Genomic DNA, 22,148 nt, shown 5'->3' with positions numbered 1-22,148 from the left:
CTCAGACCTCGAGGAGTTCTGCCTCTTTGCGCTTGAGCGCCTCGTCGATCGCATCGACGTGGGCGCGCGTGAGCGCATCGAGCTCCTTCTCCGCGCGAGCCAGCTCGTCTTCGCCGAACTCGCTCTTGAGCTCGTCGAGGTCGTCCTTGGACTTGCGACGGATGCCGCGCACGTGCACCTTCGCGTCCTCGCCCTTGCTGCGCGTGAGCTTGACGTACTCCTTGCGACGCTCCTCGGTGAGCTCGGGCATCGTCACGCGGATGATGTTGCCGTCGTTGGTCGGGTTGGCGCCGAGGTTGGGGATGTCGCGGATCGCCTGCTCGATGTCGCGCAGCGCCGACTTATCGTAGGGCGTGACGATGAGGGTGCGCGCCTCGGGGTTGTTGATCGACGCGAGCTGCGCGAGCGGAGTCGGCGTGCCGTAGTAGCCGACCATGACCTTCTGGAACAGCTGCGGGTTCGCCCGCCCGGTGCGCACCGTGGCGAAGTCCTCCTTCGCGGCCTCGACGGCGCGATCCATCCGTGCACCTGCATCGGCCAAGACGTCGGCGATCACCGTGACTCCTTCGGTTGAAACCTTGAACCCTCAGTCTAGACGCGGGCTCGGTTCAGGCCGTGACCAGCGTGCCGATGGATTCGCCGAGCAGCGCCCGGGTGACGTTTCCGGCCGGCTCCATGCCGAACACCCGCATGTCCATGCGGTTGTCCATGCACAGGCTGAAAGCGGTCGAGTCCACGACCTTGAGTCCGCGCTGCAGCGCGTCGAGGTAGGTGATCCGGTCGATGCGGGTGGCGGCGGCATCCTTCTTCGGATCCGCGGTGTAGACGCCGTCGACGCCGTTCTTCGCCACCAGCACCTCGATGGCGCCGATCTCCAGAGCGCGCTGGGCGGCGACGGTGTCGGTGGAGAAGTACGGCAGGCCCGCGCCGGCGCCGAAGATGACCACGCGGCCCTTCTCCATGTGCCGTTCCGCGCGACGCGGGATGTACGGCTCGGCGACCTGCGTCATCGAGATCGCCGACTGCACGCGCGTGGCGGCGCCGGCCTGCTCGAGGAAGTCCTGCAGGGCGAGGGCGTTCATCACCGTCCCGAGCATGCCCATGTAGTCGGCGCGACCGCGGTCCATGCCCCGCTGGCTGAGCTCGGCCCCGCGGAAGAAGTTGCCGCCGCCGACGACCACGGCGATCTCGACGCGATCGGTGGCCTCGGCGATCTCGCGGGCGATCGCGCCCACGACGTCGGGATTGACCCCGAGCTGGCCGCCGCCGAACGCCTCGCCGGACAGCTTCAGCAGGACGCGGCGGCGTCCGGTCGTCTCATCGGTCACGGGGAGTCCTCTCGTCGCGTGTGCAGGATATCGAAGCGCGTGCGCGCCGTGGGACGCACGGGCATGGGGCACCGCGCCTCGCGGGTGCGGTCCCGCGGAAAAGAAGAGGCCCGCATCGTTCCCGATGCGGGCCTCCCCTGGCGTGTCAGGCGCCGACCTTGAACCGGGCGAAGCCGGTGAGGGTCAGACCCGCGTCCTTGGCGACCTGGGCGACGGACTGCTTGTTGTCCTTCGCGTAGTCCTGGTCGAGCAGCGAGACCTGCTTGAAGAACGCGTTGACGCGCCCCTCGACGATCTTCGGAAGCGCGGCCTCGGGCTTGCCCTCGTTGCGGGAGATCTCGGTGACGATCTCGCGCTCCTTCTCCACCTCGGCGTCGGGGACCTCATCGCGGGAGAGGTAGGACGGGTTGGCGAAGGAGATGTGCTGCGCGATGCTGCGCGCCGTCTCCGCGTCGTCGCCCGAGTAGGCCAGGACGACGCCGACCTGCGGGGGCAGGTCCTTGCTCGTCTTGTGCAGGTAGATCTCGAAGTGGTCGCCGGACAGCGTCTCCACGCGACGCAGCTCGACCTTCTCGCCGATGATCGCGGCCTCGTCCGAGATGAGGTCGGCGACCGTCTGCGCGCCCGCCGGGGCGGCCAGGGCGGCGTCGCGCGACTCGGCGGCGACGGCGGCGGATGCCTCGAGCACCTTGTCCGCGAGCGCGATGAAGCGGTCGTTCTTCGCGACGAAGTCGGTCTCGGTGTTCAGCTCGAGGATGGTGACCTTGCCGTCGACCTCGGTCGCCGCGACGAGACCCTCGCTGGTGGAGCGGTCGGCGCGCTTGGCGTTGCCCTTGGCGCCCTTGAGGCGCAGGATCTCGACGGCCTTCTCGAGGTCGCCGTCGGCCTCCTCGAGGGCCTTCTTGGTGTCGACCATTCCGGTGCCGAGCTGCTCGCGCAGCGCCTTGATGTCGGCGATGGTGAAGTTGGCCATGGTGTGGCGGCTCCTAGTTCTGGTGCGTTCTGTGCGTGAGAGATGCGCGGCGAGGCCCTCCGCAGAGGACCTCGCCGATCGTAGCCGGTGCGGGTGACCGCCCGGCGACGGGATGCTTACTTGGCGTCGGCGGTCTCGGCGGCGGCGACCTCTTCGGCCGTCTCGCCGGCGGCGTCGGCCACGGCCTCGTCGTGGGCGGCGGCACCGGCCTCGTCGGCGGCGGACTCGGTCGCGGCGACGACCTCTGCCTCGACGTCGACCGCGTCCGCGGCGTCCGCGGCGGCGATCGCCTCGTCGGCGACCTTCGCGGTCTCTGCCGAACCCTGCTCGTTCGAGCCCTGCTCGAGCAGCTCGCGCTCCCAGTCGGCCAGCGGCTCGGCGTCGGCGGCCTCGTCGGTGGGCTGGTGGCGCTGGATGAGGCCCTCGGCCGCGGCGTCGGCGACGATGCGGGTGAGCAGGCCCACCGAGCGGATGGCGTCGTCGTTGCCGGGGATCGGGTACTGGAACTCGTCGGGGTCGGCGTTGGTGTCGAGGATGCCGATCACCGGGATGCCGAGCTTGGACGCCTCGTTGACGGCGAGGTGCTCGCGCTTGGCGTCGACGACCCAGATCGCCGAGGGGGTCTTGGTCAGGTTGCGGATACCGCCGAGCGACTTGTGCAGCTTGTCGAGCTCGCGCTTCTTGATCAGCAGCTCCTTCTTGGTGAAGCCGCTCGCCGCCGGGTCCTCGAAGTTGAGCTCTTCGAGCTCCTTCATGCGCGCGAGGCGCTTGGACACGGTGCTGAAGTTCGTGAGGAGTCCACCGAGCCAGCGCTGGTTGACGTAGGGCTGGCCGACGCGGGTCGCCTGCTCGGCGATGACTTCCTGGGCCTGCTTCTTGGTGCCGACGAAGAGGACCGTGCCGCCGTGGGCGACGGTCTCCTTGACGAACTCGTACGCCTTGTCGATGTACGACAGCGACTGCTGCAGGTCGATGATGTGGATGCCGGAGCGCTCGGTGAGGATGAAGCGCTTCACCTTCGGGTTCCACCGGCGGGTCTGGTGTCCGAAGTGCACGCCGCTGTCGAGCAGCTGGCGGATGGTGACGACGGCCATGGCCGTACTCCTGTTCTCGGCGCGGAGCGCCGCTTGCGGTTGTCTCCCGCCGATCGCACGATCGGCGGATCCTGGTGCCCGGCGCACTCCCGCACCCTCGCAAGAGGGAGACCGATGGGAGTGGATGCCGCGTCGCGATCCGGGAACCGGAGATCGACGCTGTGGGCACGCGTAGTCACCCCGACCAGCGGGGTGCGGAACCAGTGTATCAGGGCGAAGGACGGAGACGGATGCCTCGGCTCCCGGCCATGCGGTCGCGCGCAGGTATGCCTCCTCGCGCGCTCTTCTCCTCTTCCTCCCCGGCCGCCGTCGAAGGAGGATCCGTGCCCCGGCATCCACCGATCGCGGCGCGCGCACACGCAGGAGGACGTGTCACGGCATCCTCGAGGCATGCCCCTCCTCCCCGCGCGGTGGGTCCGGACCGCTCCGGCGCGGCGCATCGCGTCGGCCGCCCTTGCGGCGGCGCTCCTGTTCGCGGCGTCGGCGGGGTCTGCGGCATCTGCGGTCGCGGCACCGGCGCCGCCCGACCTCGCCGAGCGAGGCTGGGTCTGGCCGGTCGCACCGGTGCGGATCGTCGCGCCGTGGGTGGCGCCCGCGCATGAGTACGGACCGGGTCACCGGGGTATCGACCTCGCTCGCGGGCCAGGTGAGGAGGTGACCGCCCCGGCGCCCGGGGTGGTGGCCTTCGCCGGGGCGGTGGCCGGCCGCGGCGTGATCACGCTCGACCACGGCGACGGGCTCGTGACGACCCTGGAACCCGTCGAGACCGCGCTCGCGCCCGGCACCGTCGTCGCGCGCGGCGATCCGGTGGGCGTGGTGTCGACCGGTGGCCACGCCGCCCCCGGAACGGTGCACTTCGGCGTGCGCTGGGACGGCGCGTACATCAATCCGATGCTGCTGCTGGGCGGCATCCCCCGAGCCATCCTGCTGCCGTGCTGCTGACCGCGTCGGCGGCGCCGCCGACGCTCAGGCGCGCGGATGCGCCTGGCGGTACGAGGCCACGAGTCGCTCGCTCGAGACGTGGGTGTAGATCTGCGTCGTGCCGAGGCTCGCGTGACCGAGCAGCTCCTGCACGGTGCGCAGGTCGGCTCCGCCGTCGAGCAGGTGCGTCGCCGCGGAGTGTCGCAGGGCGTGCGCACCGACGGCGTCGCGGCCGAGCGCTTCGCCGAGCTCGCGCGTGACCACGGCGTGCACCGCGCGGGGACCGAGACGGGCGCCGCGCGCGCCGAGGAACACCGCTCGGGCCGCGCCGAGACCGCCCTCGGCCGATCGCGCTGCGAGGGTGGGACGGCCGCGGACGAGATAGGCCTGCACGGCACGCACGGCGGGGCTACCGAACGGCACGACGCGTTCCTTCGCGCCCTTCCCGAGCACCCGCGCGGTGGCGCGATCGAGGTCGAGGTCGTCGACGTCGAGTCCGCACAGCTCCGAGACCCGGATGCCCGCCCCGTACAGCAGCTCCAGGATCGCGTGATCGCGCAGCGCGAGAGGGTCTCCGGATGCCGCGGCCGACGCCATCCGCTCGAGAACGCCCTCGAGAGCCTCCGCGGTGGCGACAGCCGGCAGAGTTCGGCCGCGTTTAGGGGCGACCAGACGCACACCCGGGTCGGTGGGGATGTGGCCCGCCTCGGTCGCCCAGGCGAAGAATCCGCGGACGGCGGCCGTGCGGCGGGCGATCGTGGATCGGGCATCGCCCCGGCGGGTGGCGTCCCACAGCCAGGCCCGAAGATCCTCGAGCGTCACCTCGGCGAGGGCGACGTCCGCGGTGATGCCCGCGGACAGGTCGGCCAGGTCGGAGCGGTACGCGCGGACGGTGGCCGGCGACAGTCTGCGCACGCGGGCGAGCTCGTCGAGCCATGCCGTCACCGCGTCATCCATCCGCATGCCTACAGCATGACGCGCCGCACCCCGCATGGTCGGGCGGGACGCGCCCGTCGGCCGGACGTGCTTCTGCCACGCCGATGCACGGGCATCGCGCTCGCCTCTGCACACGTGCGGGCCGCCCCGCGCGCCTCAGGGCGCGCGGGACAGCATCCGCCATCCGTCGAGCCCCTGCTCCACCTCGCCGTCGAGGTGGAGCAGACCGAGGAGGCCTTCGACCTCGCCGATGATCATCCCCGCGCGCCGGGCCACGTCGTCGGGGGTGCGCCACACCCGAGTGCTGAGCGCGTCGCGCACGCGGGTGCGATCGTCGGTGAGGGGCCGCGATCCCGGCGTCGAGATCCGCCGATCGGTGATCGACGCGAAGTCGCCGAGCAGCTCGCGCACCTCGTCGGCCGTGGTGACGCAGCGGGCGTCGAACTCACGCAGCATCCGATGGCATCCTGCCGAGGTGGCGCTCGTCACCGGACCGGGGACCGCGCCGAGCGGACGGCCGATCGCGGCGGCGTGTGCGGCGGTGTTGAGCGACCCGCTGCGCCATCCCGCCTCGATCACGACGGTCGCATCGCTCAGCGCGGCGATCAGGCGGTTGCGCTGGAGGAATCGCCACTTCGTCGGAGCCGTGCCGCACGGCGTCTCGCTGATCAGCAGACCCTGTGCCGCGATGCGGCCGATGAGGTCGGTGTGACCGGCCGGATACGGGCGTTCGACGCCGCCGGCCAGCACGGCGACGGTGAGGCCGCCGCTGGATAGGGCGGCACGGTGTGCCGCGCCGTCGATCCCGTACGCGGCGCCCGAGACCACCGCGATCCCGGTTCCGGCCAGCGCGGCCGCGAAGTCGCCGGCGACGTGCTCGCCGTACCCCGACGCCGCCCGCGCGCCCACGAGGGCGACGGCCGGCCGCAGCCGGGCGAGCGCCGCACGGTGTCCGCGCATCCACAGGCACAGCGGCGCATGCTCGCCGAGATCGTCAAGGGGGGCGGGCCAGTCCGGATCGCTCGGCCGCACCAGGATGACGCCGGCACGCCGTGCGGTGTCGAGCGCATGGCCGGCGATGGCGTCGCTCCACCGCGGCTGCCAGCGGGCACGCGCATCCGTCCACTCCTTCGGCGTGGCGATCTCACCGCTCACCGACGCGACTCCCACCCGCACCGCCTCCAGCGCGTCCGGGGCGCCGCACTCCGCGATCAGCCGGGCGGCGACGCGGTCGCCGGGCTCGACGAGGCTGCTCCAGATCGCACGGGCGTAGGCATCCTGCATGTCCGCATCGTCCGCGTCGGCGGGAACGAGCCCGCGGAGCGCACGACGTGCGGCGTCGTGGGGCGGGAGGAGACGGGTCATGGGCGGATTCCTCTCTTCAGGAACAGTGCACGGCCGATGTGCTGCGGCTCGAGGCGGTCGGCTTCGTCGAGGTCGGCGACCGTCCAGGCCACGCGCAGCACGCGGTCGTACCCGCGCAGCGTGAGGGCCCCGCGCTGCAGGGCCGCATCGATGGATCGTCTCGCGATCGGCTCCGGAGCGAGCGGTCCCTGTCGCAGCCATCCGCCGTCGACGTCGGCGTTCACGCGCCACGGCGTGCCCGCGAGCCGGATCGCGGCGCGCTCCCGTGCCTCCCGCACCCGCGTGCGCGCCTGCGCCGTGGTGACCGTCCCGCCCCGGTCATCGGCGTGCGCGGTGGAGACGCGGGCCATGGCCAGCTCGATGTCGATGCGATCCAGCAGCGGACCGGACAACCGGGACAGGTACCGTCTGATGGCCTGCGGCGCGCAGACGCACGCGCCCCCGCGCACCCCGTACTGCCCGCACGGGCAGGGGTTGGTGGCGACGATCAGCTGGAACCGGGCAGGGAACTCCGCCGAACCTCCGGCGCGGTGGATCGTGATCCGGCCCTTCTCCAGCGGCTGGCGCAGGGCGTCGAGCGCGTGGCCGGCGAACTCCCCCGCCTCGTCGAGGAACAGCACGCCGTGTCCAGCTCGTGCGATCGCCCCGGGTCGGATGACGCGGCTGCCGCCGCCGACGAGCGCCGCCACGCTCGCGCTGTGGTGGGGGGCTTCGAACGGAGGTGTGCGGCTGAGCGAGGCGACGCGATGGCCCGAGAGCGAGCGCACCGACGCCACCGAGAGCGCTGCTTCGTCGTCGAGGTCGGGGAGGATGCCCGGCAGCCGTTCGGCGAGCATCGTCTTCCCGGCCCCGGGCGGGCCGCTCATCATCAGGTGATGACCGCCGGCGGCGGCGACCACGAGCGCGTCGACGGCCGCGTCCTGTCCGATCACGTCGGCGAGCTCGCGTGTCGGCGACGGAGGATCGGCGGCGGCACCCTCCTCCACGGGCGCGAGCGCGGCCTCTTCCACATCCGCACCGTGCCACCGGGCGACATCGGCGAGGCCGACCGCGCCGAGGACCTCGACACCGCCCACCAGCCGTGCCTCGTCCGCGTTCGCGTGCGGGACGACCACGCGCGTGCGGCCCTCGCGCGCGGCGGCGAGCACCGACGGCAGAATGCCCGGGACCGGTCGCAGCCTGCCGTCGAGCCCCAGCTCGCCGAGGTGCACGGTGGCCGCGAGGGACGCCGCGTCCATGGGCACCTCGGTGGCGAGGGCTGCGATCGCGACGGCGACGTCGAACCCCGACCCCTGCTTCGGGAGGCTCGCCGGCGACAGATTGATCGTGAGACGGCGCCGGGGCAGCGGAAGGCCGCTGTTCGCGCACGCGTTGTGCACGCGCTGAACCGCCTCGGCCAGCGCCTTGTCGGCGAGTCCGATGATGCGGAACTCGGGGATCTGGTTCGACAGGTCGGCCTCCACCTCGACGAGCGCTCCGTCGAGGCCGGTGAGCGCGACCGCCCACGTGCGCGCGACCGTCACGACACGTCCTCAAGATGCTCGAGCACCGCGGTCGCCGGATCGGGGCCGGTGATCGCGACCGCGTCGATGCGCAGTCGCCGCCGCTGCGCGGCCTCGGGGTGCGCGGAGACCCACGCGATCGCGAGCCGCCACAACCGATGCCGCTTGCGGGCGTCGATCGCCTCGAAGGGATGCCCGAACCGCTCTCCCCGTCGGGTCTTGACCTCGACCACGACGAGCTCCCGCCCGGTGTCGGCGACGAGATCGATCTCGCCGTCGGAAGCCCGCCAATTGCGGTCGAGAACGCGCCAGCCGAGACGCTCGAGGTGTCGCGCCGCACGGTCCTCGCCCGCACGGCCGAGCTCGTCCTTGTCTGCCATGACGGCATCGTCGCGCGCGTCGGCCCACCGGCGCGTGCCGTGCACCCCGATCGGGGGAACTCCGCCGTCGATGGCCCTCAGCGCGGTCCTGGGGAGGAACGATCAGCTGTCGAGCGAGAGTTCCTCGGGAAGGTGGAAGTCGCGTCGCGTGAGCTCCTCGACGTTCACGTCCTTGAACGTGAGCACGCGGACCGACTTCACGAAACGATCGGCGCGGTAGATGTCCCACACCCATACGTCGGTCATGGAGATCTCGAAGTAGAAGTCGTGCTCCGTGTCACGGCGCACGACGTTCACCTCGTTGGCCAGGTAGAAGCGCCGCTCGGTCTCGATCACGTACTGGAACTGCGAGACCACGTCCCGGTACTCGCGATACAGCGCAAGCTCCAGTTCGCGGTCGTAGTCTTCGAAGACCTCGTCATCCATGGTGCTCCCATCCTAGGCGCCCCGGTACGCCTCGCGCCGCGCGTGCCGCCGGGCGCGGGGACTCAGAAGAGGGTGGGCGCATCGGCGATCGACCACGACGACCGGTGGTGCACGCTGATGCCGTGCGCGCGGATCGCATCGCGGTGCTCGGGGCTCGCATAGCCCTTGTTCCGCGCCCACTGGTATGCGGGCAGCCCCTCGTGCAGGTCTGTCATCAGGGCGTCGCGCGCGACCTTGGCGATGACGGATGCCGCGGCCGCGCTGGCGCAGTCCCGGTCGGCCTTGATGACGGGCCGCACGGTGAGCCCGGTCGCGCCGGCGGCGGTAATGTAGTCGTGGTTGCCGTCGAGGATCACGATGGCGTCTTCGGGGCGCACGCCCCAGCCGCGCAGATCCGCGATCGCGCGGATCGCCGCGTTGCCGAGCGCCCGCATGATGCCGACCTCGTCGATCTCCGCGGAGCTCGCCCATCCGACAGCGGTGGCCGACGCCCATGAGGCCGCGCGGCCCGCGACATCCGCTCGCCGCGCCTCGGGTACGAGCTTGGAGTCGCGCAGCCCGAGAGGGATGCGGCGGCGGGCGTCCCGCGCGTCGATCACCGCGGCCCCGACGGCGACGGGACCGGCCAGCGCTCCGCGTCCGACCTCGTCGCAGGCGATGACGAGGGGATGCTCGCGCAGCAGTCGCCGCTCGAGCGTGAGTCGAGGCTCGGCGACCGTCACTGCCCGGGACCGGCCGCGCCCGGCCCGGCGGGCGCGGTGGTGGCGGGCGCCTCCTTGCCGGGTGCCGGTACGCCCGAGAAGACCTGGTGGTGGAAGTCGAGGCCGCCGAAGCGGTCGAACGGCCAGGTGATGAGGAACGCGCGTCCGACCACGTTGTCGATCGGCACGAAGCCCTGCCCCGGCTGACTGGTGTTGTAGCGGGAGTCCTTGGAGTTGTTGCGGTTGTCGCCGAGCACCCAGAGCGACCCGGCCGGGACGGTCACGTCGAACTGCACCTTCGAGGCGGGGTCGCCGGGATTGAGCTTCAGATAGCCCGACTCGTCGATCGGGATGCCGTTGACCGTGAGCTGCCCGATGCCGTTGCAGCACACGACGTGGTCGCCTGGCAGCCCGATGATGCGCTTGATGAGGTGGTCGTCGCTGTCGGGGGCCGAGAGCCCCACGAGCGACAGCAGCCAGTCCCCCGCCTCCACCAGCGGCGGGCGCGGCGGCGTCACGGGCTTCGGGTCGAGCCACCCGCCCGGGTCGCGGAACACGACGATGTCGCCGCGCTCGTACGCGCCGAACCGCGGCGTGATCTCGTCGACGAGGATGCGGTCCTTGATCTGCAGCGTGTTCTCCATCGACCCGGACGGGATGTAGAACGAACGCACCAGGAACGTCTTGACCAGGAAGGACACGAGCACCGCGATCAGCACGATCACGAGCACGTCGCGGAGGAACACGAGCCAGCCGCGACGCCGGGACGGCGACGAGCGCCGCAGACCGGGAGCCGGCTCGGGGGCGCCCGAAGAGTCTGAGGCCGTCTGCTCGGTCGTCATGGAGTTCCTTCACGAGGCCCATCGCGAGTCGGCGGGCCGGCAATCAAGGGTCGCACACTCCTCGGGCGGCGGCGGACTTCCGGCGCGATTCGCGATGGCCGCGAGGAGAACGAGAAGACCCCGGGATGCAGCATCCCGGGGTCTTCTGCGGAGGTGACTCAGCGGTCGCGCTTCTCCTTGATCTTGGCCTTCTTGCCGCGCAGGTTGCGGAGGTAGTAGAGCTTCGCGCGACGCACGTCACCGCGGGTCACGACCTCGATGTGGTCGATGACCGGGGAGTGCACCGGGAAGGTGCGCTCGACGCCGACCTGGAAGCTGATCTTGCGGACCGTGAAGGTCTCGCGCACGCCGTCGCCCGAGCGGCCGATCACGACGCCCTGGAAGACCTGGATACGGGAGCGGTTGCCCTCCGTGATGTTGACGTGGACCTTCACGTTGTCGCCGGGGGCGAAGGCGGGGATGTCGGAGCGGAGCGAAGCCGCGTCGACGGAGTCGAGGATCTGCATGATCGTTTCTCTCTGCGGCCGCCACAGGTCGACCGCGGGAAGGATGGGAAAGGATGTCGCGTGCCCGATGCGCCGGCTTCCGCCGGACGACTGACTCCCCTGAGGCAGAGCCGTTCAGGGCACAAACGCCCATTCTGCCACGGATGCCGCGCCCGGCCAAAACGCCGGACGCCGTGGATCAGCGCCCGCTGCCCGGATGGGGATGACCGGTCTGCGGACCGCCGCCCTCGCTGATCACGATGACCTCGCCGTGCTGACGGGCCTGGTCGCGGAGGCGGTCCTCCTCGGCCGCCGGAGGGATGTAGGCCATCCCCTCCGCGGTCCGCAGGACGCTCACGGCCGCGCCGCGCGCCTCGCGCCACAGCTGCCACAGCTGCAGCCAGAACAGTCCGAGTCCCACCAGGACGGTCACGAGCATGACCGGCAGCCACCACGCCTCCACGAAGAAGCCGAGCGAGATCGTCAGCGCGTGCCAGACGGTGAAGCCGAGCACGTCCCACCACGAGACGGCGCGGGCCGTGCGCACGGTGCCGCGGGCACGCACCAGAAGCGTGAGGACGAGCTGACCGATCAGCACCGAGGGGATCGCGACCAGGAGCACCCAGAGGAACGCCCAGCCGCCGGCGTTGAAGACGCCCCAGCCGACGAGCAGCCACAGCGGCAGCACGAACGCGGCCGGGAACAGCCAGAGGAAGAATGCGCGTCGCAGCCACATGCCGTCGATGCTATGCCGCTTCCCCTTGAGGTTGGGTGAGAATGGAGGGTCACCCGGAGGAAGGACCCCCATGATCGAGCTGCGCACTCCCGCCGAGATCGAGGCGATGCGTCCCGCGGGTCGCTTCGTGGCCGAGACGCTGGCCGCCCTCCGCGACGAGACGACCGTCGGCACGAACCTCCTGGCGATCGACCGCCGCGCCCACGAGCTCATCCGCCGCGCCGGCGCGGAGTCCTGCTACATCGACTACCACCCGTCGTTCGGAGCGATGCCGTTCGGAAAGGTGATCTGCACCTCCATCAACGACGCCGTGCTGCACGGTCTGCCGTTCGACTACGCGCTGCGCGACGGCGACCTCGTCACCCTCGACTTCGCCGTCTCCGTCGACGGATGGGTGGCGGACTCGGCCGTCTCGTTCGTCGTGGGAACGCCCCGGGACGAGGATCTCCGGCTCATCGACACCACCGAGCGGGCGCTGGATGCCGCGATCGCCGCCGCGACGGTGGGCAACCGCATCGGCGACATCTCCGCGGCGATCGCCGCCGTCGCGCACGGCGAGGGCTACTCGATCAACACCGATTTCGGCGGACACGGGGTCGGGCGCGAGATGCACGGTGACCCCCATGTGGCCAACGACGGAAAGCCGGGGCGCGGCTACCCGCTGCGCGCGGGACTCGTCCTCGCCCTGGAGCCGTGGTTCCTCGCGACCACCGACCGGCTGGTCACCGACCCGGACGGCTGGACGCTGCGCAGCGACGACGGGTCGCGCGGCGCCCACTCCGAGCACACCATCGCGATCACCGACGACGGTCCGATCATCCTCAGCGACCGCTCGCACCTCGGCGTGCGCTGACGGGTCAGTCGGCGAGGAGGTCCGGGCGGCGCGCGCGCGTCCGCTCGACCTGCTGGTCGTGCCGCCACGCGGCGATCGCGCCGTGGTTGCCGCTCAGCAGCACCGGGGGCACGCCGAGGCCGCGCCACTCGGACGGCTTCGTGTACGAGGGGTACTCGAGCAGGCCGTCCTCGTGCGACTCCTCGACGAGACTCTCGGGGTTGCCCACGACGCCGGGGATGAGGCGGCCGATGGCCTCGATCATCGCCATGGCCGCGACCTCGCCGCCGTTGAGCACGTAGTCGCCGAGGCTCATCAGACGCACGTCCCCCAGCGTCGCGGCATGCGCGAACACCCGCTCGTCGATGCCCTCGTAGCGACCGCAGCCGAACACGAGGTGATCGGCGTGCGACAGGTCGCGTGCGGTGGCCTGCCGGAACACCTCGCCCGCCGGCGACGGGAAGAGGAACACAGAACGGGATGCCTCGGCACCGCCGTCGTGCGAGGCATCCGTCGCGATCGCGTCCAGCGCGAGGCCCCACGGCTCGGGCTTCATCACCATTCCGGCACCGCCGCCGTACGGGGTGTCGTCGACGGTGCGGTGGCGGTCGGTGGTGAAGTCGCGCAGATCATGCACGCGCACATCGAGGATGCCGGCGGCCCTTGCCTTGCCGAGGAGCGACACCTCCAGCACGTCGAAGAAGCCGGGGAAGATCGAGACGACGTCGATCCGCATGTCAGCGCTCGTCGTCGTCGTGCTCCCGCGGAGCCTCGTCGGCGGACGCGTCGAGGTCGGCCGGCGCATCGGCGTCGTCGCCGGGCAGCTCCTCGAACAGGCCGGCGGGAGGAGTGACGACCACCCGCCCGGCGGTGAGGTCGACCTCGGGCACGATCGCCTTGACGAACGGGACCAGCACCTCGTCGGCGTCGGCGGTGCGGATGATGAGGAGATCCTGCGCGGGCATGTGCTCCACGCGGATCACGGCGCCGACGACGGCGCCGTCGCGGACCACGTCGAGTCCGACGAGCTGGTGGTCGTACCAAGCGTCGTCTTCCGGGTTCTGCGCCGAGGCATCCTCGTCGATCCAGAGGATCGCCTTCACCAGCGCCTCCGCCGCATCGCGGTCGTCGACCCCCTCGAAGAAGGCCACCGGGTGGCTGTTCATCCAGCGGAACTCGCGCACCGTGAGCGGCTTGCCGTGCCACGGTGAGGACTCGGGGACCTGCAGGGTGAACGTCGCCCCGGGCACGAAGCGGCCGTCGGGATCGTCGGTGTACAGCTCGAGCTTGAGGGCGCCCTTGAGCCCGTGCGCCTTGACGAGGCGCCCCACGCGCAGCTGCGTACGGTCGGTCTTGGCCACGTCAGTCATCGGCGACGTCGACGCGGACGCGCCGGCCGTCGGCCAGCGCGGACACCACGGTGCGCAGTGCCTTGGCGGTGCGACCGCCGCGCCCGATCACCCGTCCCCGGTCGTCGGGGTGCACGCGCACCTCGAGCACCTCGCCGCGGGGCGAGGTGGAGGAACGGATGGTGACGTCGTCGGGGTGATCGACGATCCCCTTGACGACGTGCTCGAGCGCGGCGGACAGCACCGTCTTACTCGGCGTCGGTCTCGGCGGCGGACTCGTCGGCGGCGGCCTCGGCCTGCTCGGCGACGGGAGCCTTCTTCTCGGCCTTGGGCACGAGCACGGACTTCTTCGACGAGTCGACCTCGAACGGGGCCTTGGGCTCGCGGACCTGCACGGTCGAGACCGCGTCCTTGTCGCCCTTGAACTTGCCCCAGTCCCCGGTGAGCTTGAGGATGGCGGCGACCTGCTCGGTCGGCTGCGCGCCGACGGAGAGCCAGTACTGGGCGCGGTCGGAGTCGACCTCGATGAACGAGGGCTGCTCGGTGGGGTGGTACTTCCCGATCTCCTCGATCACGCGACCGTCGCGCTTGGTGCGCGAGTCGGCCACGACGATGCGGTAGTAGGGCGCACGGATCTTGCCGAGGCGCTTGAGTCGGATCTTGACAGCCACGATTCTCCTGAATGGTGTGGAAGGAAACGAACTGGTCGCCTGGAGAGTGGGGTGCACACCCGGCGGAAGCTCAGAAGGGTGGACGCGACGCTGGATAGAGGGTCGAGCATCGTGTCCGACCTACCATTCTGCCAGACGTCGCGCTCGATCACGAACCATGACGCCTCGACGCGCGAGGCACGGGCCCGGCAGGCATCCGCGTGGCACACTGGGCCCATGACGGAGCCGTTCGCGACATCCTCGCGTTCCTCGGTGGGCCTGGAGTGGGAGCTCATGCTCGCCGACGGGGTCACGGGTGATCTCGTCTCGAGAGCCCCCGAGGTGCTCGACGGCCTGGAGGAACGCACCAAGCTCGAGCGGTACACCGTCACCGGAGAGCTCCTGACCAACACCGTCGAGGTCACCAGTGGGATCGGCGACACGGTGGCCGCCGCCGTCGACGACATCGCCGACGCGATCGCGGCCGTCCGCACGGTGACCGACCCGCTCGGCATCGAACTGCTCTGCGCCGGCAGTCACCCGTTCGCCCAATGGTTCGATCAGGGCATCACCGACAAGACGCGATACCACACCCTCATCGAGCGCACCCAGTGGTGGGGGCGCAACATGATGATCTGGGGCATCCACGTGCACGTCGGCGTCGACGACGTGCACAAGGTGTTCCCGATCATCAACGCGCTCGCCGTATACCTCCCCCATCTGCAGGCGCTGTCGGCATCGAGTCCCTTCTGGGCGGGTGAGCGCACCGGCTACGCCTCCAACCGCGCGCTCGTCTTCCAGCAGCTGCCGACCGCGGGTCTGCCGTGGCCGCTGAAGGACTGGTCCGAATTCGAGGGATACCTCGACGACATGATCGCGACGGGAGTGATCCACGACGCCACCGAGGTGCGGTGGGACATCCGTCCCGCCCCGCGCTGGGGCACGATCGAGGTCCGTGCGTGCGACGGCATGTCGACGCTCCCCGAGCTCGCCGCCGTCGCCTCGCTCGTGCAGGTGCTCGTCGAGCACTTCTCGCGCGAGCTCGACGCCGGGCGCGATCTCACCACGATCCAGCCGTGGTTCGTCCGCGAGAACAAGTGGCGCGCGGCGCGCTACGGCCTGGATGCGCGGGTCATCGTCGATCCCGACGGAACGCAGATCGAGGTGACGACGCACCTCCGGGAGACGATGGAGCGCCTGGGCGACGTGGCGGCGGACCTGAAATGCGCCCGCGAGTTCGCCGGGCTCGAGCGGATCCTGAGCCAGGGCGCGAGTTCTACGCGACAGACGCTGGTGGCGGATGCCTCGGACGGCGACCTGCGCGAGGTCGTCCAGCATCTCATCCGGGAGTTCCGCGCCGGCCCCACCTTGCGCGAGCACCTCGCCTCCCTCGGCCACTGAGCCCCCCTCCCTCGGGTCGCCGGGCGGTGTCGCTGTGGATGCTCTCAGATCCGATGCGTACCCTGAGCCCGTGACCTCGTCCCGCCTGCGTGCCAAGACAGCCCTGCTGGCATCCGGCGTGGCCGGCGCTCTGCTGCTGGTGTGCACGGCGTGTTCCGCGGGTGTCGCGACCGCTCCGATCGCCGACGCGACGACGACCGCGGACGTGACGGTCGCTCCGATGGCGGCGACCTCCACGGCGCCGCGCACGATCGTCACGATCGGCGATTCGATCATGGCCGGCTTCGGCCTGGACGACCCCTCTCAGGCCTGGCCGGCCCTGCTGGCGGCCGCCACAGGCGACACGGTGGTCAACCTCGGCTGCAGCGGCGCGGGCTTCGTCGTGGCCGGCGATTGCGGCACCGACTACGCGGGGCTCATCGACCAGGCCGTCGCCGCCCAGCCCGACCTGGTGATCGTGCAATCCTCCGACAACGACATGGATGAGACCCAGGCGACCCTGGATGCGGCCACGGCGTCCACCGTCACGGCGCTGCGCGAAGCGCTCCCGAACGCACGCATCGTCGGGCTGAACACCCTGTGGAACCCGACGTTCGACGATCCGGCGGCCATCACGTGGAGCTCCGACGCGCTGCGTGCGGCCGTCACCGACGCGGGGGGCGACTTCGTCTCGATCGGCCAGCCGCTGCAGGGCCGCGACGATCTGCTCCAGTGGGATCTGGAGCATCCGGATCCCACGGGTCAGATCGTGCTGTGCGACGCGATCCAGCAGGCGCTCACGGACGCCGGCATCCTCCTCTGAAGCCCGGTCAGCCCTTGCCGAGGAGCTTCTGCAGCTCGGCGAGGTCGGCCTCGGTGGGCGCGCCCTTCGCTCCGCCCAGTCCGAAGCCCGAGCCCGTGGGGGCGACGGCGGGCGCGGGCGCCCCGGCGTTCTCCGCGGCGCGCTTGGCCGGGTTGCCCGAGCGCGACCCCTTCGCCTTCTGCTGCTTCCCGCGCTTCGACGACGCCCCCGGGCGCCCGGCCCCGGGCACCGGCCCCATGCCGGGGATGTTGGGCACGCCGCCGCGGGCGACCGTCTTCATCATCTTCGCGGCCTGATCGAACCGGTTCACGAGCGAGTTCACGTCGGTCACCGTCATGCCCGAGCCGCGCGCGATCCGCAGGCGCCGAGATCCGTTGAGCACCTTGGGGTTGCGGCGCTCCCCCGGCGTCATCGAGCGGATGATGGCCTCGGTGCGGTCGATCTCGCGCTCGTCGAAGTCCTCGAGCTGCTGCTTCATCTGGCCCATGCCCGGGAGCATCCCGAGCATCTTCTTCATCGAGCCCATCTTCTTCATCTGCTGCATCTGCTCGAGGAAGTCCTCGAGCGTGAAGCTCTCGGTGGCGAGCTTCTCGGCGACCTTCATCGCCTCCGCCTCGTCGAACGCGCTCTGCGCCTGCTCGATGAGGGTCAGGATGTCGCCGAGGTCGAGGATGCGCGACGCCATGCGGTCGGGGTGGAAGGCCTCGAGGTCGTCGAGTCCCTCGCCGGTCGACGCGAAGATGATGGGCCGGCCGGTGACCGAGGCGACCGAGAGGGCCGCACCGCCACGGGCGTCGCCGTCGAGCTTCGAGAGCACGACGCCGGTGAAGTCGACGCCGTCCTGGAAGGCCTTCGCCGTGTTGACGGCATCCTGTCCGATCATCGCGTCGATGACGAACAGCACCTCGTCGGGATCGGTCGCCTCGCGGATGTCGGACGCCTGCTTCATCAGCTCGGCGTCGACGCCTAGGCGACCGGCGGTGTCGATGATGACGACGTCGTGCTGCTGACGGCGGGCCGTCTCCACTCCGTCGCGCGCGACCTGCACGGGGTCGCCCACGCCGTTGCCCGGCTGCGGGGCGTAGATGGCGGCGCCGGCCTGCTGCGCCACGACCTGGAGCTGGTTGACGGCATTCGGGCGCTGCAGGTCGGCGGCGACCAGGAGCGGAGTGTGGCCGTCCTTCTCGAGCATCTTGGCGAGCTTGCCGGCGAACGTGGTCTTGCCCGAGCCCTGGAGGCCCGCGAGCATGATCACCGTCGGCGCGGTCTTGGCGAACTGCAGGCGTCGCTGCTGTCCGCCGAGGATCGCGATGAGCTCCTCGTTGACGATCTGCACGACCTGCTGGGCAGGATTGAGCGCGCGGTTGACCTCGTCGCCGAGCGCGCGCTCGCGCACCTTGGCGGTGAACTCCTTGACGACCGGCAGCGCGACGTCCGCATCGAGCAGCGCTCGCCGGATCTCGCGGACAGTGCCGTCGACGTCGGCCGGGGTGAGCTGCCCCTTCTTCCGCAGATTGCGGAAGGTCTCTGTGAGCCGGTCGGAGAGTGTGCCGAAAGTCGCCATGATCCCCCGATTCTACGGGAGCGGATGCCGCGCCCCGCCGTTCCGTCACCTCAGGACGGACTTCGGAGAATCGCGCGACGTTCGGAGCCGCGCTGCGGTCCCGCTCCGAAGTCCGCGCGAACCTCCGAAGTCCGCGGGTGCGGGAATCACTCCGGGCCGAGCTCCTGGAACAGCGTCACCTGCAGCCCGGCGGGGCCACGGAGGCGTGCGTTGAGCGAACGCCACGGCGTGAGGCGGGCGGATGCCTCCACCCGGGCTCCTGCGTCCGACAGCGCACCGAGCATCGCGACCGTGTCCCCGACCTCGAACCCGACGCGGATCGGGTCGCTGGGCGCGTCGCCGTCCGTCTCGACGCCGTCGATGAGCGCGACCTGCGCGGGGTTGGCGAGTTCGAGCGTCGCCCGACCCGCGCCGAGGATCGCGACGCGCGCCCCATCGTCGCCCTGATAGGCCTCCTGCGGCTCGAGCCCGAGCGCATCGCGGTAGAAGGCGAGGGCCGTGTCGATGTCCTCCACCCGCACCACCACCCGGAGCTGTCGCACGGTTCTCGGCCTCGCCAGCGTCGGGGCTACGGCATCCATCGCCTGGTTCAGACGATCCGCGAGCGACGAGTGCCCCGCGCCGTCGGTCGCCCACGCCTCGATCGCGGCCAGCACTGCTCCGCCGGTGGCCGCACCGGCGACCTGCGCGGTCACGGCATCCGCTCCCCCGGCACGCAGCCGCTCGGCGACCGCCCGCCCGATCCGCGAGCGGCGCAGCGACGCCTCGCGCTCGAGCTCGTCCTCCAGCCCCATCGCGGCGGCGTGCGCGATCGCCAGCGCCAGGCTGTCCGGGGCGAACCCCGCCCCGAGACGCTGCACCGCCGAGCGGACGGCGTCGGCGGCATCCGCCCCGCCGCCCTCCCGGAGCTCGTCGACGAACGCGGTGATCCGCTCGTCGAGCGCCGCCCACAGCACGTCGCCCTTCGAGCCGAAGTAGTTGAAGAAGCTCGAGCGGCTCACGCCCGCGCGGCGGGTGATGTCGGCGACGGACGTCGCGTCGTACCCCTGCTCGAGGAACAGCTCGCACGCCGCTTCGGCCAGCACCTCGCGAGAGGAGGCGCGTGGACGGCCGATCTGCGAATCGTTCACGTCCTCCACCCTAGGCAGGCGCACCGCGACGCACGACAGGCGTAATGTTGGACGCGATCCAACAATCGTCACGAGCGAGGAGCACGGATGCTTCAGATCCACGACGCGGGACTCGCCCCCGCCTTCGTCCCCTACCGCGAGGGGTGGGAGCTGCAGCGCCGCATCCACGCCGACGTCGTGGCCGGCACGCGACCCGACACGATGGTCGTGCTGGAGCACGAGGCCGTCTACACCGCGGGCAAGCGCACCGAGGCGCACGAGCGCCCCGTCGACGGCACGCCCGTGATCGACGTGGATCGCGGCGGCAAGATCACGTGGCACGGCCCGGGACAGCTCGTCGGCTATCCCATCGTCCGCCTGCCCGAGCCCATCGACGTGGTCGCCCACGTGCGGCGCATCGAGCGGCTGCTCATCGAGGCTCTCGGCGAGCACGGCGTCGACGGCTATCAGGTCGAGGGGCGCAGCGGTGTCTGGGTGCGTCGCCCGCTGTCCGAGGACAAGGTCGCCGCGATCGGCGTGCGCGTCGAGAAGGGGGTGACGATGCACGGCTTCGCGATCAACTGCGACAACACGCTGGCAGGGTTCCGCGGCATCATCCCGTGCGGCATCGCCGATGCGGGCGTCACCACGGTGAGCGAGGTCGTCGGAGCGGACGTCGCGCCCCGCGACATCCTCCCGACCGTCGCGCGGGTCTTCCGGAACGCCTACGCTGGAGTGCTCGCGTGAGCGTCGCGGCACCCGACGGACGACGGATGCTGCGCCTCGAGGTGCGCAACGCCGCGACGCCGATCGAGCGCAAGCCCGAGTGGATCAAGACCCGCGCGAAGATGGGCCCCGAGTACACCGAGCTGCACAAGCTCGTGAAGGACGAGGACCTCCACACGGTGTGCCAGGAGGCCGGCTGCCCGAACATCTTCGAGTGCTGGGAGGACCGCGAGGCCACGTTCCTCATCGGCGGGTCGCAATGCACGCGTCGCTGCGACTTCTGCCAGATCGACACGGGCAAGCCCGCGGACTACGACACCGACGAGCCGCGCCGCGTGGCCGAGAGCGTCATCCGCATGCGGCTGCGCTACGCGACGGTCACCGGCGTCGCCCGCGACGACCTCCCCGACGAGGGCGCGTGGCTGCATGCCGAGACCGTGCGGCGCATCCACGCCGAGAATCCGGGGACGGGCGTCGAGATCCTCGCGACGGACTTCTCCGGCAATCCGACGCTGCTGAACGAGGTGTTCGCGAGCCGCCCCGAGGTGTTCGCGCACAACGTCGAGACGGTGCCGCGCATCTTCAAGCGCATCCGCCCGGCGTTCCGCTACGAGCGCTCGCTGGACGTCCTGACGCAGGCGCGCGATTTCGGACTGATCACGAAGTCGAACCTCATCCTCGGGATGGGCGAGGAGCCCGAAGAGGTCGTGCAGGCGCTGCAGGATCTCCACGACGCGGGCACCGACATCATCACGATCACGCAGTACCTGCGTCCGACCCCCCGCCATCTGCCGGTCGCCCGCTGGGTCAAGCCGCAGGAGTTCGTGGAGTTCAAAGAGGAGGCCGAGCGGATCGGCTTCCTCGGCGTCCTCGCCGGGCCCCTCGTGCGCTCGTCGTACCGCGCCGGGCGACTGTGGGCCCAGTCGATGATCTCGAAGGGCCGCGAGATCCCGCCGCACCTCGCGCACATCGCCGAGGGCGTCGAGCAGGGGTTCGCCCAGGCCGTGTGAGCCTTCGACGGGCTCGAGGGCGGAGAGGCGCTCAACGACCGGGGACCGGCCAGACGTAGGGCAGGTCGTCGGGGATGTCGCCGAACAGGGGGCGGTAAAAGACCGGGTCCTTGCGCACGAGGTTCGATCGATGCGACAGGTGGAACGCCTCGTCGCCGAGCCACGCCGGCAGGTCGAGTTCGTCCTGGGGCGTCCCGTCGGCCTCCGGCGCGAACTCGAGGAGCTGTGGGCGTAGGGTGTCGGCGTGCCCCAGCGCGGTCCAGGCATCCGTCATCGCCAGTCCGTACGCGACGAGTGCCGGCAGATGCCCCGCCCACATCTTCGCGGCGGGGTGATGGCGCCAGCCGTAGTCGGGGATCGTGTTGGCCCGCAGCAGCTGGAACGTCTCGACGCGCTGCTTGCCGAGTCGGGCGGGGTCGAGCACCGACGCGGACCCGGTGAAGGACGGGTACGGCAGGAACGTCTGCACGCGGCGCGACTCAGTCGCCGGCGAGGTCAGTCGGCACTGGTCACCGACTGCACGTCGCCGTCGGATGACAGGTTCACCAGCAGCACGTCGTCCGTGGCGTCCGGATCGAGCGCGTACTCCAGCACCGCGAAGGGATCCGACCCGCCGTGCTCGTCGGCGAGGATCGTCATGCTCATCAGCTGGAGCGAGCGGATGATGTCGATCTGCACGTCGCCGGAGATGTCCACCAGCAGCTCCTCGAGCTCGGTGCCGAGGGCCTCCTGCTGCTGGAGCAGGTATTCGGTCACCTCGCTCGTGCGGTCGTCGAGCTCGGACACCATGGCGTTGCGGGCGGCGAGATCGATGCCCTCCAACGAGGACACCATCGCCGCGGCGACGTCGAGCGCGGCCGGCGACACGTCGTCCTGATCGGGCGCGGTGAGGTCGACCGTCACCGTCTGGTCGCCGAACTCCACCGTCTCGGACCAGAAGATGGAGCCGTCCGGACCGGATTCGAGGAGTCCGAAGAAGTCGTGCTCGATCGCCATACCCCCATGAAACCAGGGCG

27 protein-coding genes are annotated in these 22,148 nt (G+C 70.9%); 6 read left to right on the top strand and 21 right to left on the bottom strand.

Features of this window, described 5'->3' with window-relative positions:
• Position 1: 1 nt before the first annotated feature.
• The 4 genes from frr to rpsB form a co-directional block, all read right to left on the bottom strand.
• The gene (gene frr / locus ACSJDX_RS11245; RefSeq protein ID WP_438352764.1) at positions 2-556 is read right to left on the bottom strand and encodes a ribosome recycling factor; all 555 of its coding nucleotides are present in this window, start codon (positions 554-556) and stop codon (positions 2-4) included.
• Positions 557-608: 52 nt separating this feature from the next.
• On the bottom strand, positions 609-1,328 hold the full coding sequence (pyrH, locus tag ACSJDX_RS11240; RefSeq protein WP_438352763.1) for a UMP kinase: 720 nt from the start codon (positions 1,326-1,328) through the stop codon (positions 609-611).
• Positions 1,329-1,473: 145 nt separating this feature from the next.
• Positions 1,474-2,301, bottom strand: coding sequence for a translation elongation factor Ts (gene tsf, locus ACSJDX_RS11235; RefSeq protein WP_438352762.1), 828 nt, complete (start codon positions 2,299-2,301; stop codon positions 1,474-1,476).
• A gap of 116 nt (positions 2,302-2,417) precedes the next feature.
• On the bottom strand, positions 2,418-3,395 hold the full coding sequence (rpsB, locus tag ACSJDX_RS11230) for a 30S ribosomal protein S2 (protein ID WP_438352761.1): 978 nt from the start codon (positions 3,393-3,395) through the stop codon (positions 2,418-2,420).
• 390 nt (positions 3,396-3,785) lie between these two features.
• Between rpsB and ACSJDX_RS11225 the strand changes: the two genes are divergently transcribed.
• On the top strand, positions 3,786-4,337 hold the full coding sequence (locus ACSJDX_RS11225; protein WP_438352760.1) for a murein hydrolase activator EnvC family protein: 552 nt from the start codon (positions 3,786-3,788) through the stop codon (positions 4,335-4,337).
• 24 nt (positions 4,338-4,361) lie between these two features.
• On the opposite strand, the gene ACSJDX_RS11220 is transcribed toward ACSJDX_RS11225, so the two are convergent.
• From ACSJDX_RS11220 to ACSJDX_RS11180, 9 genes are all read right to left on the bottom strand, one after another.
• The gene (locus ACSJDX_RS11220; protein ID WP_438352759.1) at positions 4,362-5,279 is read right to left on the bottom strand and encodes a tyrosine recombinase XerC; all 918 of its coding nucleotides are present in this window, start codon (positions 5,277-5,279) and stop codon (positions 4,362-4,364) included.
• Between the two features lie 129 nt (positions 5,280-5,408).
• Positions 5,409-6,617: a DNA-processing protein DprA gene (gene dprA, locus ACSJDX_RS11215; RefSeq protein ID WP_438352758.1), complete on the bottom strand. Its 1,209-nt coding sequence runs from the start codon at positions 6,615-6,617 to the stop codon at positions 5,409-5,411.
• Entirely contained in the window at positions 6,614-8,140 is a 1,527-nt protein-coding gene (locus tag ACSJDX_RS11210; protein WP_438352757.1) for a YifB family Mg chelatase-like AAA ATPase, read from the bottom strand. Before ACSJDX_RS11210 ends, dprA begins: the two co-directional genes overlap by 4 nt.
• The gene (locus tag ACSJDX_RS11205; protein WP_438352756.1) at positions 8,137-8,499 is read right to left on the bottom strand and encodes a YraN family protein; all 363 of its coding nucleotides are present in this window, start codon (positions 8,497-8,499) and stop codon (positions 8,137-8,139) included. The genes ACSJDX_RS11210 and ACSJDX_RS11205 overlap by 4 nt, the downstream gene beginning before the upstream one ends.
• A gap of 102 nt (positions 8,500-8,601) precedes the next feature.
• Positions 8,602-8,925 carry a DUF2469 family protein gene (locus ACSJDX_RS11200; protein ID WP_412931107.1) on the bottom strand — a complete coding sequence of 108 codons (324 nt, stop codon included), beginning with the start codon at positions 8,923-8,925 and terminating at the stop codon, positions 8,602-8,604.
• 62 nt (positions 8,926-8,987) lie between these two features.
• A complete protein-coding gene (locus ACSJDX_RS11195) occupies positions 8,988-9,647 on the bottom strand; it encodes a ribonuclease HII (protein ID WP_438352755.1) in 660 nt (219 codons plus the stop codon).
• On the bottom strand, positions 9,644-10,468 hold the full coding sequence (gene lepB / locus ACSJDX_RS11190) for a signal peptidase I (RefSeq protein WP_438352754.1): 825 nt from the start codon (positions 10,466-10,468) through the stop codon (positions 9,644-9,646). Before lepB ends, ACSJDX_RS11195 begins: the two co-directional genes overlap by 4 nt.
• Before the next feature lie 158 nt (positions 10,469-10,626).
• A complete protein-coding gene (gene rplS / locus ACSJDX_RS11185; RefSeq protein ID WP_438352753.1) occupies positions 10,627-10,974 on the bottom strand; it encodes a 50S ribosomal protein L19 in 348 nt (115 codons plus the stop codon).
• 178 nt (positions 10,975-11,152) lie between these two features.
• Positions 11,153-11,689 carry an MFS transporter permease gene (locus ACSJDX_RS11180; RefSeq protein ID WP_438352752.1) on the bottom strand — a complete coding sequence of 179 codons (537 nt, stop codon included), beginning with the start codon at positions 11,687-11,689 and terminating at the stop codon, positions 11,153-11,155.
• A gap of 70 nt (positions 11,690-11,759) precedes the next feature.
• On the opposite strand from ACSJDX_RS11180, the gene map reads away from it, so the two are divergent.
• Positions 11,760-12,542 (top strand): type I methionyl aminopeptidase, encoded by a 783-nt coding sequence (gene map, locus ACSJDX_RS11175; protein ID WP_438352751.1) that lies wholly within the window; start codon positions 11,760-11,762, stop codon positions 12,540-12,542.
• 4 nt (positions 12,543-12,546) lie between these two features.
• On the opposite strand, the gene trmD is transcribed toward map, so the two are convergent.
• Genes trmD through rpsP form a run of 4 tightly spaced genes read right to left on the bottom strand, consistent with a single transcriptional unit; the run spans position 12,547 to position 14,541 of the window.
• Positions 12,547-13,257 carry a tRNA (guanosine(37)-N1)-methyltransferase TrmD gene (trmD, locus tag ACSJDX_RS11170; RefSeq protein ID WP_438352750.1) on the bottom strand — a complete coding sequence of 237 codons (711 nt, stop codon included), beginning with the start codon at positions 13,255-13,257 and terminating at the stop codon, positions 12,547-12,549.
• 1 nt (position 13,258) lies between these two features.
• Positions 13,259-13,891, bottom strand: a complete 633-nt coding sequence (rimM, locus tag ACSJDX_RS11165; RefSeq protein WP_438352749.1) for a ribosome maturation factor RimM — start codon at positions 13,889-13,891, stop codon at positions 13,259-13,261.
• Complete coding sequence (locus ACSJDX_RS11160; protein ID WP_438352748.1) at positions 13,884-14,114, bottom strand: RNA-binding protein; 231 nt, start codon at positions 14,112-14,114, stop codon at positions 13,884-13,886. Before ACSJDX_RS11160 ends, rimM begins: the two co-directional genes overlap by 8 nt.
• Before the next feature lie 4 nt (positions 14,115-14,118).
• On the bottom strand, positions 14,119-14,541 hold the full coding sequence (gene rpsP / locus ACSJDX_RS11155) for a 30S ribosomal protein S16 (RefSeq protein WP_438352747.1): 423 nt from the start codon (positions 14,539-14,541) through the stop codon (positions 14,119-14,121).
• A 216-nt stretch (positions 14,542-14,757) separates the two neighbouring features.
• Here rpsP and ACSJDX_RS11150 point away from each other — a divergent pair, with 216 nt between their 5' ends.
• The gene (locus ACSJDX_RS11150; protein WP_438352746.1) at positions 14,758-15,921 is read left to right on the top strand and encodes a glutamate--cysteine ligase; all 1,164 of its coding nucleotides are present in this window, start codon (positions 14,758-14,760) and stop codon (positions 15,919-15,921) included.
• Between the two features lie 70 nt (positions 15,922-15,991).
• Positions 15,992-16,723 (top strand): SGNH/GDSL hydrolase family protein, encoded by a 732-nt coding sequence (locus ACSJDX_RS11145; RefSeq protein ID WP_438352745.1) that lies wholly within the window; start codon positions 15,992-15,994, stop codon positions 16,721-16,723.
• 7 nt (positions 16,724-16,730) lie between these two features.
• Here the strand turns inward: ACSJDX_RS11145 and ffh are convergent, their stop codons facing one another.
• Both ffh and ACSJDX_RS11135 read right to left on the bottom strand, forming a co-directional pair.
• A complete protein-coding gene (gene ffh / locus ACSJDX_RS11140) occupies positions 16,731-18,287 on the bottom strand; it encodes a signal recognition particle protein (RefSeq protein ID WP_438352744.1) in 1,557 nt (518 codons plus the stop codon).
• A 146-nt stretch (positions 18,288-18,433) separates the two neighbouring features.
• Entirely contained in the window at positions 18,434-19,417 is a 984-nt protein-coding gene (locus tag ACSJDX_RS11135) for a TetR family transcriptional regulator (protein WP_438352743.1), read from the bottom strand.
• Between the two features lie 87 nt (positions 19,418-19,504).
• Here ACSJDX_RS11135 and lipB point away from each other — a divergent pair, with 87 nt between their 5' ends.
• Positions 19,505-20,143 carry a lipoyl(octanoyl) transferase LipB gene (gene lipB / locus ACSJDX_RS11130; RefSeq protein ID WP_438352742.1) on the top strand — a complete coding sequence of 213 codons (639 nt, stop codon included), beginning with the start codon at positions 19,505-19,507 and terminating at the stop codon, positions 20,141-20,143.
• Between the two features lie 26 nt (positions 20,144-20,169).
• On the top strand, positions 20,170-21,132 hold the full coding sequence (gene lipA / locus ACSJDX_RS11125) for a lipoyl synthase (RefSeq protein ID WP_438354975.1): 963 nt from the start codon (positions 20,170-20,172) through the stop codon (positions 21,130-21,132).
• A gap of 31 nt (positions 21,133-21,163) precedes the next feature.
• Here lipA and ACSJDX_RS11120 read toward each other — a convergent pair whose 3' ends face one another.
• Positions 21,164-21,601: an MSMEG_6728 family protein gene (locus tag ACSJDX_RS11120; protein ID WP_438352741.1), complete on the bottom strand. Its 438-nt coding sequence runs from the start codon at positions 21,599-21,601 to the stop codon at positions 21,164-21,166.
• A 26-nt stretch (positions 21,602-21,627) separates the two neighbouring features.
• Complete coding sequence (locus tag ACSJDX_RS11115) at positions 21,628-22,128, bottom strand: DUF2004 domain-containing protein (protein WP_438352740.1); 501 nt, start codon at positions 22,126-22,128, stop codon at positions 21,628-21,630.
• Positions 22,129-22,148: the final 20 nt, after the last annotated feature.

Source organism: Microbacterium fluminis (assembly GCF_051549805.1).
Taxonomy (GTDB): domain Bacteria; phylum Actinomycetota; class Actinomycetes; order Actinomycetales; family Microbacteriaceae; genus Microbacterium.
Note: the sequence above shows the minus strand (reverse complement) of the source record. Positions and strands in the feature narration are given on the sequence as shown.